The organism is Lysobacter sp. Soil_C_15, assembly GCF_057657315.1.
This window is the reverse complement of the sequence record NZ_JBDGIR010000001.1, coordinates 532,887-546,519: the sequence shown is the minus strand read 5'-3', so window position 1 is coordinate 546,519 and position 13,633 is coordinate 532,887. Positions and strand designations below refer to the sequence as shown.

The 13,633-nt window shown below is 71.4% G+C and carries 12 protein-coding genes; 6 read left to right on the top strand and 6 right to left on the bottom strand.

Annotated elements, in window-relative coordinates; translation table 11 throughout:
- Positions 1–164: 164 nt before the first annotated feature.
- Both AC3A57_RS02310 and AC3A57_RS02305 read left to right on the top strand, forming a co-directional pair.
- Positions 165–1,904 (top strand): ArnT family glycosyltransferase, encoded by a 1,740-nt coding sequence (locus AC3A57_RS02310; protein WP_487577389.1) that lies wholly within the window; start codon positions 165–167, stop codon positions 1,902–1,904.
- 2 nt (positions 1,905–1,906) lie between these two features.
- Positions 1,907–3,178, top strand: coding sequence for an O-antigen ligase family protein (locus AC3A57_RS02305; RefSeq protein ID WP_487577388.1), 1,272 nt, complete (start codon positions 1,907–1,909; stop codon positions 3,176–3,178).
- Between the two features lie 138 nt (positions 3,179–3,316).
- Here AC3A57_RS02305 and AC3A57_RS02300 read toward each other — a convergent pair whose 3' ends face one another.
- Positions 3,317–4,123, bottom strand: coding sequence for a glycosyltransferase family 2 protein (locus tag AC3A57_RS02300; protein ID WP_221673524.1), 807 nt, complete (start codon positions 4,121–4,123; stop codon positions 3,317–3,319).
- 164 nt (positions 4,124–4,287) lie between these two features.
- Here AC3A57_RS02300 and AC3A57_RS02295 point away from each other — a divergent pair, with 164 nt between their 5' ends.
- Positions 4,288–5,358, top strand: coding sequence for a CDP-glycerol glycerophosphotransferase family protein (locus AC3A57_RS02295; protein ID WP_487577387.1), 1,071 nt, complete (start codon positions 4,288–4,290; stop codon positions 5,356–5,358).
- A 122-nt stretch (positions 5,359–5,480) separates the two neighbouring features.
- Here AC3A57_RS02295 and AC3A57_RS02290 read toward each other — a convergent pair whose 3' ends face one another.
- Positions 5,481–6,293 carry a glycosyltransferase family 2 protein gene (locus tag AC3A57_RS02290; RefSeq protein WP_487577386.1) on the bottom strand — a complete coding sequence of 271 codons (813 nt, stop codon included), beginning with the start codon at positions 6,291–6,293 and terminating at the stop codon, positions 5,481–5,483.
- A gap of 117 nt (positions 6,294–6,410) precedes the next feature.
- On the opposite strand from AC3A57_RS02290, the gene AC3A57_RS02285 reads away from it, so the two are divergent.
- On the top strand, positions 6,411–7,295 hold the full coding sequence (locus tag AC3A57_RS02285; protein ID WP_487577385.1) for a glycosyltransferase family 2 protein: 885 nt from the start codon (positions 6,411–6,413) through the stop codon (positions 7,293–7,295).
- Between the two features lie 33 nt (positions 7,296–7,328).
- Here AC3A57_RS02285 and AC3A57_RS02280 read toward each other — a convergent pair whose 3' ends face one another.
- The 3 genes from AC3A57_RS02280 to AC3A57_RS02270 all read right to left on the bottom strand — a co-directional run bounded on the left by AC3A57_RS02280 (position 7,329) and on the right by AC3A57_RS02270 (position 10,396).
- Positions 7,329–8,771 (bottom strand): PH domain-containing protein, encoded by a 1,443-nt coding sequence (locus AC3A57_RS02280; protein ID WP_487577706.1) that lies wholly within the window; start codon positions 8,769–8,771, stop codon positions 7,329–7,331.
- Positions 8,772–8,860: 89 nt separating this feature from the next.
- Positions 8,861–9,400 (bottom strand): PH domain-containing protein, encoded by a 540-nt coding sequence (locus AC3A57_RS02275; RefSeq protein ID WP_487577384.1) that lies wholly within the window; start codon positions 9,398–9,400, stop codon positions 8,861–8,863.
- Between the two features lie 75 nt (positions 9,401–9,475).
- Positions 9,476–10,396 carry a lauroyl acyltransferase gene (locus AC3A57_RS02270; RefSeq protein WP_487577383.1) on the bottom strand — a complete coding sequence of 307 codons (921 nt, stop codon included), beginning with the start codon at positions 10,394–10,396 and terminating at the stop codon, positions 9,476–9,478.
- A 64-nt stretch (positions 10,397–10,460) separates the two neighbouring features.
- Between AC3A57_RS02270 and dtd the strand changes: the two genes are divergently transcribed.
- Positions 10,461–10,901, top strand: a complete 441-nt coding sequence (gene dtd, locus AC3A57_RS02265; protein ID WP_487577382.1) for a D-aminoacyl-tRNA deacylase — start codon at positions 10,461–10,463, stop codon at positions 10,899–10,901.
- 93 nt (positions 10,902–10,994) lie between these two features.
- Entirely contained in the window at positions 10,995–12,857 is a 1,863-nt protein-coding gene (rpoD, locus tag AC3A57_RS02260; RefSeq protein WP_487577381.1) for an RNA polymerase sigma factor RpoD, read from the top strand.
- A gap of 246 nt (positions 12,858–13,103) precedes the next feature.
- On the opposite strand, the gene AC3A57_RS02255 is transcribed toward rpoD, so the two are convergent.
- Positions 13,104–13,469, bottom strand: a complete 366-nt coding sequence (locus tag AC3A57_RS02255) for a SnoaL-like domain-containing protein (RefSeq protein WP_487577380.1) — start codon at positions 13,467–13,469, stop codon at positions 13,104–13,106.
- Positions 13,470–13,633: the final 164 nt, after the last annotated feature.

Here is a 13,633-nt window from a genome sequence, read left to right as displayed (position 1 = left end):
CCCCGGCCGGCCGACGATGGCCGGCCGGCGACACGATTCCGACGTTGCGGTAACGAATTCCTCAGCCCGGGCCTGGATAATGCCGCCCGGTCGACGCCGGCCGCGGCCGGGCGTCGCGGCCATGCCCCCTCCACCCGGCCTGAACGGCCTCGTATCATTCGCGCATGTTCAAGACCCTCCGCTCCCAGCAAGCCTGGCTGTTCTGGATCGTCGCCTGGCTTGTCCTCGGGGCCGGGCTGGGCCTGCGCGACCCCTGGCCCGCCGACGAACCGCGTTTCGCCCTGGTCGCCAAGCAGATGGTCGAGAGCGGCCAGTGGCTGTTCCCGCACCGCGGCACCGAGCTGTACTCGGACAAGCCGCCGCTGTTCATGTGGACCGAGGCGGTCTCGTTCCTGATCACCCGGAACTGGCGCATCGCCTTCCTGCTGCCGTCGCTGTTGGCGGCGATGGGCACGCTGTGGTGCGTGGTCGATCTGGGCCGCCGGCTGTGGACCCGCCAGGTGGGCTACTACGCCGGCTGGGCTTTGCTGCTGACCCTGCACTTCGCCTACCAGGCCAAGAAGGCGCAGATCGACCCGTCGGTGGTGTTCTGGATCACCTTCGCCAACTACGGCCTGCTGCGCCATCTGCTGACCGGGCCGAACTGGCGCTGGTGGGCGCTGGGCTGGTTCGCCGCCGGCATCGGCACGATCACCAAGGGCGTGGGCGCGATCGCCCTGCTGATGCTGGCGCCGGTCGCGCTGGCCGCGTTGCTGCGGCCGCTGCGCGCGCGCGACGGCGGCGGCCTGCTGGCCTGGACCGCGATGCCGGTGCGCGCCGGCATCGGCGACCCGCGTTTCTGGCTCGGCCCGCTGGCGTTCGTGGTTGCGGTGTCGCTGTGGATCGTGCCGATGGTGACCACCGCGCTGTCCAACGACGATCCCAGCTACCGCGCCTATCTCAACGACATCCTGTTCCGCCAGACCGCGGGGCGCTATTCCAATTCCTGGGACCACCACCAGCCGGCCTGGTACCACCTCGGGGTGATGCTGTCGATGTGGCTGCCGCCGATGCTGGCGCTGCCGTGGGCGCTGCCGGCCTGGCGCCGGCGCCTGCGCCGGATCGATCCGCGCTACCTGCTGCCGCTGGCCTGGTGGGCGCTGGTGATCGTGTTCTTCTCGATTCCGCACGGCAAGCGCGACGTCTACATCCTGCCGGCGCTGCCGATGGCCTGCCTGATGTTCGCGCCGCTGCTGCCGGGCATCGTGCGCAAGCGGTGGCCGCGGCGCATCGCCCTGGGCTTCGCCGCGGCGCTGACCTTCGCCCTGCTCGGGGTCGGCCTGTCGATGTGGTTCGGCGACCCCAAGTTCGAGGCCAAGCTGATCGCCGAGCGCGGCTTCACCGACGGCGGCCGCCAGCTGGAGGCGGCGATCCTGGCGATCGGCGCCTGGGGCCTGGCTTCGCTGCTCTGGTTCGGCCGACGCCGGCCGATCCATGCCATGGCCTCGACCCTGTGCGGGCTGTGGGTGCTGTACGGCCTGCTGGTCACGCCGGTGCTCAACGATTCTTCGTCGGCGCGCGGGGTGATGGTCAACGTCGCCCAGCGCATCGGCCCGCAGGCCGAGCTGGGCCTGGTCGCGTGGAAGGAGCAGAACCTGCTGCAAAGCCGCTCCGACACCACCACCTTCGGCTTCGTCATGGGCTGGGCCAAGCAGCTCGAGCACGGCCTGGCCTGGCAGAAGCAGGCGCCCGACCGGCGCTGGCTGCTGGTGCAGGAGCCGGCGTTGCCCGACTGCGTCGACCGCAGCCGGATCGAACTGGGCGGGCGCGCCAACCGGCGCGTGTGGTGGCTGGTGCCCTACGCCGCCCGCGCGAACTGCCCGGCCGCGCCGGCGGTGCGACCGCACGAAGACGATCCGGATTGAGCGTGACGTCCGGCCCGATCGCCGTGTCCTGGCCCGGCAGCGAGTCGCCGCGCCAGCGCTGGGCCCGGCATGCGCTGGAAGCCGGCCTGCTGTGCCTGCCGGCGTTGCTGGTCGCCACGCCCTGGGGCCTGTCGCCGTTCACCGCGTTCGCCCTGTTGGCCCTGGTCCTGGCGCCCGGGCGCCTGGCCGCCGGCTGGCGCGAGCTGGGCGGATCGCTGCGGCTGCTGTGGTGGCTGGTGTTGGGCGTGGTCGCGGTGGCGGTGGTGTCCAAGTTCCAGTTCGACGTGCGTTGGCGCGAAATCGACAACCGCCTGCGCCTGCTGACCCTGCCGTTCTTCGCCCTGATGGTGTACGCCTACCGGCCGTCGCGGCGCTGGCTGTGGCGCGGCGCGCTGCTGGGGCTGGCGGGCGGTTTCCTGATCGCGCTGATCCAGGTCGGCAGCGGCGCCGACCGCGCCGCCGGCTGGACCGCGAACGCGATCGTGTTCGCCGACGCGCTGATCGGCGTGGTGGTGATCGCGGTCTACTGCCGTCCCTCCGGCGAACTGTTGTGGACCACCGTCGCCTGCGCGCTCGGGGTCGGCGCGATCGCGCTCAGCGGCAGCCGCGGGGTCTGGCCGGGCCTGGCCCTGGTCCTGCTGGTCGGCCTGCTGGTCAGCGGCGGCCGCGCGCGCAAGCTCAGCTGGGCGATGCTGGCGGCGCTGGTGCTGGCCGCGGCGGCGGCGGTGTGGGTCGCGCCGCTGGCCGAGCAGACCCGCATGCACGAGCTGCGCACCGACGTCGACCGTCTGCGCGAAGGCGATGCCGAGTCTTCGCTGGGCGCGCGCCTGACCCTGCTGCGCCTGGCCGGCGAGACCTTCGCCGAGCATCCGCTCAGCGGCATCGGCGTGGGCCGTTTCGAAGAGGTGGTGCTGGCGACCCCGCAATGCCGGCCGCCGGCGCCGCGGATCGGTTTCTGCAAGCTCGGCCATGCCCACAGCGACCTGGCCGAGTGGGCCGCGACCATGGGCGCGCCCGGCCTGCTGGCGGTGCTGGCGATCTACCTGGTGCCGCTGGCGCTGTTCGCGCGCCGGTTGCGCGAACGCGCGGCCGGGCGCGCGCGCAGCGCGGCCCTGGCCGGATTGGTGTTGATCCTGGTCTACCTGGCCTGCGGCCTGACCCAGTCGATGTTCGCCCACCAGCTGATCGCGTCGTTCTTCGCCATCGCGGTCGGCGCGCTGTACGGCTTCGCCCTGCGCGAGTCGGACGAGGAAGACTGCGACGCCCTGCGCTGAGACGCGCGGCCGCGCATGCTCCTGCAGGAGCGGGGTAAGCCGCGACCGCGATGTCTCGGTCGCGCCGCGTATACGCCTGCCGGACCCGCGCACGTCGCGACCGCGCCGCACGGTCTGGCGCCGTATCCCGCGCCCGCCTCAATCCCGCCGCGGCGTAGTCACCGGCTGCCCGTTCTGCAGCAGCCACAGCATCACCGTCTTCTGCCGCACGTAGTTGGCGCGAACGTAGGCGTAGACCAGGCCGTGCCAGCCGTCGAGGAAGCCGCCGCGCAGCAGATAGCCGCGCCAGAAGCGCCAGGCCGGGGCCAGCACCAGCTTGGCCAGGGTCGCGCGCTTGCCGCGGGCGTAGTCGTGCTCGGCCATCATCCGCGCGTAGCGCTCGGTCTTGGCCAGCTGTTGTTCCAGCGAGCGATACGGGTAGTGGATCAGGTCGCCGCGCAGGGTCGCGACCGCGCCGTCGACGCTGGCCGCTTCGTGCACCTCGCGCTTGCCGCGCCAGCCGCCGCGGCGGCGGTCGAACAGGCGCAGCACCCGGTCGGGGTAGGCGTTGCCGTGGCGCAGGAACCTGCCGAAATAATCCGACAGGCGGGCGAAGCGATAACCGGCGGCGTCGGCGAAGCCGCGCGCGCGCGCCGCCTCGATCGCCGCGCGCAGTTCCTCGCTGACCCGCTCGTCCGCGTCCAGGCACAGCACCCAGTCGTGCGCGGCCTGTTCGATCGCGAACTGCTTCTGGCTGCGGAAGCCGTCGAAGGCCCGCTGCAACACGCGCGCGCCGGCCGCCTGGGCGATCGCCGCAGTGGCGTCGCGCGAATGCGAATCCACCACCAGCACCTCGTCGCAGAACGCCAGCGAGGCGATGCAGTCGCCGATCCGGTCGGCCTCGTCGAAAGCGATGATGCAGGCCGACAGGCGCGGACGTTCGGCGGCGGGCGAGGGCGTGTCGATGACGGCGGTCCGGCGGGGAGGCAGCGGGAGACTCAGGATACTCTCGGCCAGGAGTGAGTGGAGAGGAGTGAGCAGTGAGCGGAAGCAGGTGCGGCCAGGGCCCTTGCCCTTCCGCTCACTGCTCACTCCTCTAAACTCACTCCTCGCTCCCGCCGCCGCCCGCCATGTCCGATTACCTGCTCTTCGCCACCGAACGCTACGCCCTGCCGATCCTGCAGCCGCTGGCGGAGGCGTTGCACGCGCAGGGGCACGTCGCTCATGCCTGGTTCGCCGACGGCGCCGCCGGCTCGGCCCTGCCGGCGCCGGTGCGGCGGCTGGCGCCGGGGCGCGAAGGCCTGCGCGCGGCGGTGGCGCTGAAGCCGCGCGCGGTGTTCAGCGCCGCCAACTGGGTGCCGCCGTTCATCGCCGGGGCCAAGGTGCAGTTGTTCCATGGCTTCAACGTCGAAAAGCGCGACGACGCGCGCGGCCACTTCCGCGTGCGCGGCCTGTTCGATCTGTATTGCACCCAGGGCCCGGCGACCACCGCGCCGTTCCGCGCCCTGGCCGAGCAGGCCGGGCATTTCGCCGTGGTCGAGACCGGCTGGCCCAAGCTCGATCCGCTGTTCCGCGACGACGACGGCAGCGCCGCGCAACTGCGCGCGCGCGCCGGCGGCCGGCCGGTGGCGATGTTCGCCTCGACCTTCACCGAGCGGCTCAGCGCCGCGCCGCACCTGCTCGAGGCGATCGCCGCGCAGGTCGCCGCCGGCGAGCGCTACTGGCTGCTGACCCTGCATCCCAAGTGCGCGCCGGCACTGTTCGAGCGCTACCGCGCCCTGCAGGGCGCGAACGCGCATTTCGTCGAGACCGAGCAACTGGTCGCGGCCCAGCGAGCCGCCGACGTGCTGCTCGCCGACACCACCTCGGTGGTGTCGGAGTTCGTGGTCCAGCGCAAGCCGGTGGTGACCTTCCGCAACCGCGCGCCCAAGCCGCACATGCTGGATTTCGCCGATCCGGCGCAGTTGCCGGAGCAGCTGGCGCGCGCGTTCGCGCCGGACGCGTCGCTGCAGGCGGCGATCGACGCCTACGCCGAGCAGATCCATCCTTACCGCGACGGCCGCTCCTCGCAGCGGGTCATCGCCGCCACCGACGACCTGCTCGCCGGCCGTCTCGGCCGCCTGCGCAAGCGCCCGTTCACCGCCTTGCTGCGCGGCCTGCAGATCCGCCGCGAACTGGGCTATTGGGGACCGACGGGGTGAAGGGCGGGGGCAGAGGGACGAGTGGATAGGAGTGAGGAGCGAGGAGTGAGCGAACGCAGAAGCGATGCAGTCCCTCACTGCTCTGCGTGCACGTCCAGCCCTGACGTGCGCCCTCGCTTTGCTCACTCCTCACTCCTCTCCACTCGCTTCTCGCCTTTCCCCAGCAACCACAGCCGTATCGTCTTCTGCCGCGCCGTATACGCGGTGACATAGGCGTAGACCAGCCCCGGCCAGCCGTCGAGGAAGCCGCCGCGCAACAGGTAGCCGCGCCAGAAGCGCCAGGCCGGCGACAGCACCAGGCGCGCCAGCGAGGCGCGTTTGCCGCGGGCGTGGTCGTGCTCGGCCATCATCTGCGCGTAGCGCCGGCCTTTGGCCAGTTGGTGCTCGAACGAGCGGAACGGGCGGTGCAGCAGGTCGCCGCGCAAGGTCGCGACCGCGCCGTCGACGCTGGCGCTTTCGTGCACTTCGCGGTCGCCGCGCCAGCCGCCGCGGCGGCGGTCGAACAGGCGCAGCTTGCGGTCGGGGTAGGCGTTGCCGTGGCGCAGGTAGCGGCCGAAGTACTCCGAGCGGCGGGCGAAGCGGTAGCCGGCCGCCGCGGCGAAGCCGCCGTCGCGGGCGCGCTCGATCGCCGCGCGCAGGCGCTCGTCGATGCGCTCGTCGGCGTCCACGCACAGCACCCAGTCGTGCGCGGCCTGTTCGACCGCGTACTGCTTCTGGCTGCGGAAACCGTCGAACGGCCGGTGCAGCACCCGTGCGCCGAAGCCGCGCGCGATCTCGGCCGTGGCGTCGCGCGAGCCCGAGTCGACCACCAGGATCTCGTCGCAGAACGCCAGCGAGGCCAGGCAATCGCCGATCCGGTCGGCTTCGTCGCAGGCGATCACCGTCGCCGACAGCGTCGGGCGGCGCGGAGAACTGGCATGGTCCGGTAACGGCATCGTCGTATTCGCAGGTCAAGGTGGGCGCGCCGCAACCGCGGGACGCGCAAGACCATGATGGCGCGGACGCGTTGCGGCTTGATTGCTCCGCCGCCGCTTCCGTGACGACGTGCCGCCATGACCCCATCGCCCGCCGCCAGCGTCGTGTTCACCACCTACAACCAGCCGGCCTGGCTGGAGAAGGTGCTGCTGGGCTTCGCCGCGCAGAGCCGGCGCGATTTCGAGATCCTGGTCGCCGACGACGGCAGCGGCGAGGAAACCCGCGAGTGCATCGAGCGCCTGCGGCCGCAGGTGCCGATGCCGCTGCGGCACCTGTGGCAGCCCGACCAGGGCTTCCGCAAATGCCAGGCGCTGAACATGGCGATCCGGGCCAGCGCCGCCGACTATCTGATCTTCACCGACGGCGATTGCATCCCGCGCGCCGATTTCGTCGCCACCCATCTGCGCCTGCGCCGCCCCGGCCGGTTCCTGTCCGGCGGCTACCACAAGCTGCCGATGGAGACGAGCCGGCGCATCGACGGCGACGACATCGCCGCCGGCCGTTGCTTCGATGCGCGCTGGCTGCGCGCGCACGGCATGCCGGCCACGCGCCGCGATCTCAAGCTGACGGCGCCGCCGCGGCTGGCCTGGTTGCTGGACCAGGTCAGCCCGGCGCGGGCGAGCTGGAACGGCCACGGCGCCTCGGGCTGGAAGCGCGACATCCTGGCCGTCAACGGCTTCGACGAGCGCATGCGCTACGGCGGCCAGGACCGCGAATTCGGCGAACGGCTGGAGAACGCCGGCGTGCGCGGCATCCGCATCCGCCATCGCGCGATCGTGGTCCACCTGGACCATCCGCGCGGCTACGCCAGCGCCGAAAGCATCGCCTTCAATCGCGCCCTGCGCGCGCAGACCCGGCGCCGGCGCCTGACCTGGACCGAGCACGGCCTGCAGCAACAACCGCAACCGGACGCGGCGGCGGTCGGCGGTCTCGGTCCGGCCTGGCCGCAGCCGGCCGGCTGAGTTCCGCCGTCCGGCCGCCTCGGCGGCGCGCGCTCACCAACGCAGCGGGCGCCGCGCCAGCACCGCGGCCAGTTCGGCGTACAGCCGGCGCGCTTCGGCTTCGGGCAGGAAACGGATCCGCAACGGCGGCCCCAGCGCGCCGGCGCCGGCGGTGTCCAGCCACAGGGTCGCGGTACCGCAGCGGCGGTCGATCGGCGAGCGGGTGATCTGCAAGGCCTGCAGCTTGTCGAGCTCGGCGAAACGCCAGTAGCGCCGCCACCAGCCTTCGCGCACCGCGACCCACTGCGCATCCACCGCGTAGCCGATCCGGCGCGCGCGGCGCTGGGCCTTGAACGCCGCCCACGGCAGCCACAGCAGCGCCAGCGCGCTCAAGATCCCGACCTGCCAGTACAACGCGAACGCCGCCAGCGCGACCCAGGGCAGGTCGGGCAGGAACAGCCGCCACCAGGCCGCTTCCGGCAGCGGCCGCCACGCCAGCCGCTGCAGCTGCGCGCCCGGCAACAGCCGGTCGACCAGGGCGTCGCAGACCGGCAGCGGCGCGATCGGCGCCAGCTCCTTGAGCGCGCGGCCGTCGTCCTGGTCGCCGGCGCCGACCGTGTCCACCGCCAGCCGGCGCCGCGCCAACAGGCGGTGCAGCAGGCCTTCCTCCAGGGTCCAGGCCTGGATGCGCCGGCGCGGCACGGTAGTGCGCCAGCGCCCGAGCAGACCGCGTTCGGCGGTCAGGCGGCGGCCGTGTTCGCTGAGTTCGAAGCCGTAGTAGCGCAGCACCGCCAGCGCCACCGACAGCAGCTTGAGCGCGACCGCCAGGGCCAGCGCCAGGACCAGGGCCACACCGACATAGCCGAGCGCGTCCAGGTGATAGGACTCGACCCGGCCGAACAGCCAGCGCACCGCCTCGCGCATCAGCCGGCCCGGCACCTTGGCATTGAAGTCGGGCATGGCCTGGGTCAGCGCGGCGAAGCCGGCGCCGATCAGGACCAGGCCGCCGTCGGAGACCAGCCCAAGCCGCAGCACCTCGGCCGGCGGCAGGCGCAGCAGGACCTCGGCCGCCGGCTCGGCCTGGTCCGGCGCGGCCGCGTCGCCGCGCCGCCGCACCAGCGCTTCCAGGGCCAGCGCGTCGGCGAGCTTGAGCACCCGCATCTGCGCCTCCGGCTCCTTGCTGCCGGCCGATTCCAGGCGCACCTCGGCGACCCCGAACACGCGGTGCAGCACGGTCTGGTGCACGGCCACGTTCTGGATCCGCACGAACGGGATCTCGCGCAGGCTGCGGTTGAACAGCCCGCTGCGCACCACCAGGTGGTTGGCGCCGATGCCGTAGCGATAGGTCAGGTAGCGCCAGATCGACACCACGACCAGCACGCCGACGCCGATCAGCGACCACAGCTCGTTGCGGTCGCCGCGGCCGAACACCAGCAGGGCGATCAGCGGCACCACGAACTGCTTGAGCTGCTGGATCAGCACGAACAGCCACGACATCGGATGCAGGCGCCGGTCCAGCGCGGCCTCGCCGTGCGGCGCGACGGGCGGCGACGGAGCGGTCGCGGCGGCAGGCTCGGGCGCGCTCATCAGGCCTCGTCGTCGCTGTCGAGCTGGCGGCCCAGGCGTTCGCGCAGGCGCTCGGCGTCGGCGGCGTCGAGATGGTCGATCGACACCGCGCTGTGGCGGGTGCCGGCGGTGTGCACGACCAGGGTGGCCAGATCGCGCAGCCGCTGCAGCGGGCCGTGCTTGAGGTCCAGGTGCTGGACCCGGGTCAGCGGCACCAGCGTCTCGCGCTGCCAGGCGACCCCGCGGCGCACCGCGAAGCCGTGCGCGTCCAGCCGCCACAGCGTGTTGCGATAACGGCGCAGGCCGATCCAGGTGCCGATGCCGGCGCCGAGCAGGGCGCCGGTGAGCGCGCTGGCGGCGCCGACCAGCAGGCCGCGGGTCAGCACCCCGGCGACCACCCCGGCGATCGCGAACACCACCGCCAGGGAAATGCTGACGTCGATCGTGCACAGCAATTGGGCGCGCGGCGGCAGCCGTTGCCAGCCCTCGTCGGCGGCGGGCGCGTCGGCGGCGGGCGCCGGCTGGGCAGGGGCATCGGCGCTGGCGGGCGCGTCGGTCATCGTCGGTCGGCGGCTAGTGCGTGAAGCGCCGAGTGTAGCCGCGACGACGGCCGCGCAGTGCGCGTTGCGGCGCGCTCAGCGCAAGCGGTAGGGATTGTCGTCGCCGTTGCCGGACGGGCGCAGGGTGTAGCGCTTGTAGGTCCACTGGTACTGGGCCGGGTCGCGCCGGGCGATGCGTTCGACCGCGGCGTTGAGGGCGACGCAGGCGCGTTGCGGATCGGGGTCGGCGATGCCGGCCGGCGCGGCCTCGATGCGCAGCGCGAACGCCGGCTGCTGCGGATGCGCCGGCAGGCGTTCGCAATAGGCGAACAGCACGGTCGCGCCGGTGCGTTCGGCGAGCCGGCCGAGCAGGGTCATGGTCAGCGCCGGCACGCCGAAGAAGGGCGCGAACTCGCCGTCGCCGGCCTTGGGCTGCTGGTCGGGCAGGATCCCGACCACGCCGCCGGCGCTGAGCCGTTTCCATAGCTGGCGCACCGCCGCGCCCTCGGCGCGGACCTGGGTCACCCGGCCGGTGTCGCTGTCGGCGCGGACCAGGTTGAGGAAGGCCTCGCCGACCGCCGATTCCGGCGGCCGGTACAGGATCGCCAGCGGCGTACGCGAGGCCAGCCACTGGTTCAGCAGTTCCCAGTTGCCGTAGTGCGGCGCGGCCACGATCAGGCCGCGGCCGGAGGCGAGGGCGGCGTCGAACAGCTCGACCCCGTGCTGCTCTCGCAGCAGCGCCAGATTCTCGGCGTGCGGCCGGGTCCACAGGCGCAGGGTCTCGATCGCTTGGCGCGCGGTGGTGCGGACGATGGCCTGCTGCAGGCGCTCGCGCGGCTCCGGCGCCAGGTCCGGGTAGGCCAACTCCAGGTTGACCCGGGCGACCCGGGCCTCGCGCGCGGCGCGGCGTTGCCACAGCCAGGCCAGCGCATCGCCCAGGCCCATCTGCCAGGACCAGGGCAGGCGGCCGAGCGCACCGGCGGCGAGGTAGAGCAAGCGGGCGACGAAACGGGTCATCGCCCCAGTTTAGCCGCCCCCGTGTTTAGACTTGCGGGCCCGAACCGTTGTGGCGCCCGTCCGTATGTTGAGTCTGATCCAACGCGTCGCCCAGGCCTCGGTCGCGGTCGACGGCGAAACCGTCGGCGCGATCGGCCCCGGCCTGCTGGCCCTGGTCGGGGTCGAACCCGGCGACGGCCAGGCCCAGATCGCGCGCATGGCCGAACGCCTGCTCGGCTACCGGGTGTTCGCCGATGAGGCCGGGCGGATGAACCGCGGCCTGGCCGACACCGGCGGCGGCCTGCTGCTGGTCAGTCAGTTCACCCTGGCCGCGGACACCAGCAGCGGCATGCGCCCGGGCTTCAGCACCGCGGCCGCGCCGGCCCTGGCTGAACCGCTATTCAACCGTCTGGTCGAAACTTGCCGGGCGCGTCATGCCGGAGGGGTGGAAACCGGCCGCTTCGGCGCCCATATGGTGGTCAGCCTGGTCAACGACGGCCCGGTCACCTTCCTTCTCCGGTCCTAGATCCGTCCCTGCCTGGCCCCGGCCCTCCGGCCGACCCTGGCGGATCTGATATACTGGAGCGTTCCCCTATCTCAAGCAGCGGTGGCGCAGCCCATGGCCAACGAACGTCAGCCCCCTCCGTCCGATATCAAGCTCCTGATCTCCAAGGGCTTGGAGCAGGGCTATCTGACCTATGCCGAGGTCAACGATCACCTGCCCGACGATCTGGTCGACGCCGAACAGATCGAAGACATCATCGGCATGATCAACGGCATGGGCATCGAGGTGCACGAAGTCGCACCCGATGCCGAAACGCTGTTGCTGGCCGACGGCAATACCGGTAATCGCGAAGTCGACGACACGGCGGCCGAAGAAGCCGCCGCGGCGCTGACCGCGCTCGACGGCGAAGGCGGCCGCACCACCGACCCGGTGCGCATGTACATGCGCGAAATGGGCACGGTGGAGCTGCTGACCCGCGAAGGCGAAATCGCCATCGCCAAGCGCATCGAAGAAGGCCTGAACCAGGTCCAGGCCTCGCTCGGCCTGTTCCCGGGCACGGTCCAGCTGATCCTCGACGACTACGAGCAGCACAAGGCCGGCAAGAAGCGCCTGGCCGAGATCGTGGTCGGCTTCAACGACCACCTCGACGAAGAGCCCGAGCCGCCGGCGGCGGTCCTGCCGGCCGACGACAGCGGCGACTCGGACGACGAGGACGAGGAGGTCGAGGCCGGCGACGACACCGACGCCGAGGAGACCACCTCGGGCCCGGACCCGGTCGAAGTGGCCGCGCGCATGGAGGCCATCGCCGACCTGCACGGCAAGTTCCTCAAGGCCCAGGCCAAGAACGGCGCCGGCCACAAGACCGTGGCCAAGCTGCGCGAGGACATCGCCGCGGTGTTCGTCACCCTGAAGCTGCCGCTGGCCCTGACCGACACCCTGATGCGCAACCTGCGCGAGGTGGTCGGCTCGATCAAGGACCACGAGCGCAAGATCCTCGACCTGGCCACCCGCGTGGCCAAGATGCCGCGCAAGGACTTCATCCGCGCCTGGGAAGGCAACCAGACCAATCTGGAATGGGTCGACGAGCTGCTCAAGCGCAAGCAGAAGTGGTCGTCGGGCCTGCGCGACGTCAAGGACCAGATCATCGCCGAGCAGCAGGCCACCATCGAGCTGGAACAGGCCTCGCTGCTGACCCTGGCCGACATCAAGGAAATCAGCCGCCAGGTCGCCTACGGCGAAGCCAAGGCGCGCAAGGCCAAGAAGGAGATGGTCGAGGCCAACCTGCGCCTGGTGATTTCGATCGCCAAGAAGTACACCAACCGCGGCCTGCAGTTCCTCGACCTGATTCAGGAAGGCAACATCGGCCTGATGAAGGCGGTGGACAAGTTCGAATTCCGCCGCGGCTTCAAGTTCTCGACCTATGCCACCTGGTGGATCCGCCAGGCCATCACCCGTTCGATCGCCGATCAGGCCCGCACCATCCGCATCCCGGTGCACATGATCGAGACGATCAACAAGCTCAACCGGATCAGCCGCCAGATGCTGCAGCAGTACGGCCGCGAAGCGACTCCGGAAGAGCTGGCGAAGGAAATGGACATGCCGGAGGACAAGATCCGGAAGGTCATGAAGATCGCCAAGGAACCGATCTCGATGGAGACCCCGATCGGCGACGACGAGGACTCGCATCTGGGCGACTTCATCGAGGACACCAACGTCGAGTCCCCGGTGGAGGCGACCACCAACATCAACCTCTCCGAGACGGTCCGCGATGTGCTCGCCGGCCTGACCCCGAGGGAGGCCAAGGTGTTGCGCATGCGCTTCGGCATCGACATGAACACCGACCACACCCTGGAAGAGGTCGGCAAGCAGTTCGACGTGACCCGCGAGCGCATCCGCCAGATCGAAGCCAAGGCCCTGCGCAAGCTGCGTCATCCGAGCCGTTCGGAACAGTTGCGCAGCTTCCTCGATATCGACTGAGTCGGTCGGGTAGCGCACAGAACACGAAACAGGCCCCGCTCTCGCGGGGCCTGTTTCGTTTGCGCGGCCGGGTTCCTATCGTCGGCGCTGCGCGTGGTTCCCGGCGGGGCGCATGGTCGGCGCCGTGCGCGGCTTGAGCAGGTGTCCTGCGGCCCTAGGCCGGCACCGAAGCGAGGTACGCAGGCGCTGCGGGCCGACGCCAGGTTCGTGCGGACGAAGCCCAGGGCCGACTCGAGGCGCGCAGGCTCAGCCGTAGAAGAACTGTTCGTGCACGATCTTGCCGCCGCGCACCTTGTACACCGCGACCTCGGCCATCGGCATGCGGCCCATGCTCTTGTAGGTGGCGTCGATGCCCATCGCCAGGCTGAACCAGTCGCCGCCGACCGCCGGGTCGCTGCACCAGCTGTCGTGGATCTCGATCACGTCGTCCATGAAGCGGCGGCCTTTTTCGCGGATCGCCGCCAGGCCCTCGACGTTGCCCAGCGGTCCGGCCTGGTTGCCCGGCGCCTCGATGCTGACCGCGTCGTCGGCGTACAGCTCGTCCTGGATCTGCTCGTGCTTGCCGGCGCGACACAGCTCGACATAGCGATTGGCGATCTGCTGGGTGTCCATAGCGCGATCCTCGAAGGCGGGCGACCAGGATAGGCGCGGCGCGCACTGCAGCACGGCCGGATGCCGGGCCCCGCGCAGCGCTGCCGACGAGCGGCGCACCCGGTTCGCGCCGAAACCCGCCTTGCCCCTGTAGGAGCGGCGTCCCACGGGGATTTCCTTCGGTC

Excerpts from the sequence above, each read along its gene's own strand:
- AC3A57_RS02255 (WP_487577380.1), bottom strand. The coding sequence starts at position 13,469 with ATGGACACCCAGCAGATCGCCAATCGCTATGTCGAGCTGTGTCGCGCC.
- AC3A57_RS02285 (WP_487577385.1), top strand. The coding sequence starts at position 6,411 with ATGACCCCATCGCCCGCCGCCAGCGTCGTGTTCACCACCTACAACCAG.
- rpoD (WP_487577381.1), top strand. The coding sequence starts at position 10,995 with ATGGCCAACGAACGTCAGCCCCCTCCGTCCGATATCAAGCTCCTGATC.
- AC3A57_RS02295 (WP_487577387.1), top strand. The coding sequence starts at position 4,288 with ATGTCCGATTACCTGCTCTTCGCCACCGAACGCTACGCCCTGCCGATC.
- AC3A57_RS02275 (WP_487577384.1), bottom strand. The coding sequence starts at position 9,400 with ATGACCGACGCGCCCGCCAGCGCCGATGCCCCTGCCCAGCCGGCGCCC.
- AC3A57_RS02310 (WP_487577389.1), top strand. The coding sequence starts at position 165 with ATGTTCAAGACCCTCCGCTCCCAGCAAGCCTGGCTGTTCTGGATCGTC.
- AC3A57_RS02290 (WP_487577386.1), bottom strand. The coding sequence starts at position 6,293 with ATGCCGTTACCGGACCATGCCAGTTCTCCGCGCCGCCCGACGCTGTCG.
- AC3A57_RS02280 (WP_487577706.1), bottom strand. The coding sequence starts at position 8,771 with ATGTCGTGGCTGTTCGTGCTGATCCAGCAGCTCAAGCAGTTCGTGGTG.
- AC3A57_RS02270 (WP_487577383.1), bottom strand. The coding sequence starts at position 10,396 with ATGACCCGTTTCGTCGCCCGCTTGCTCTACCTCGCCGCCGGTGCGCTC.
- dtd (WP_487577382.1), top strand. The coding sequence starts at position 10,461 with ATGTTGAGTCTGATCCAACGCGTCGCCCAGGCCTCGGTCGCGGTCGAC.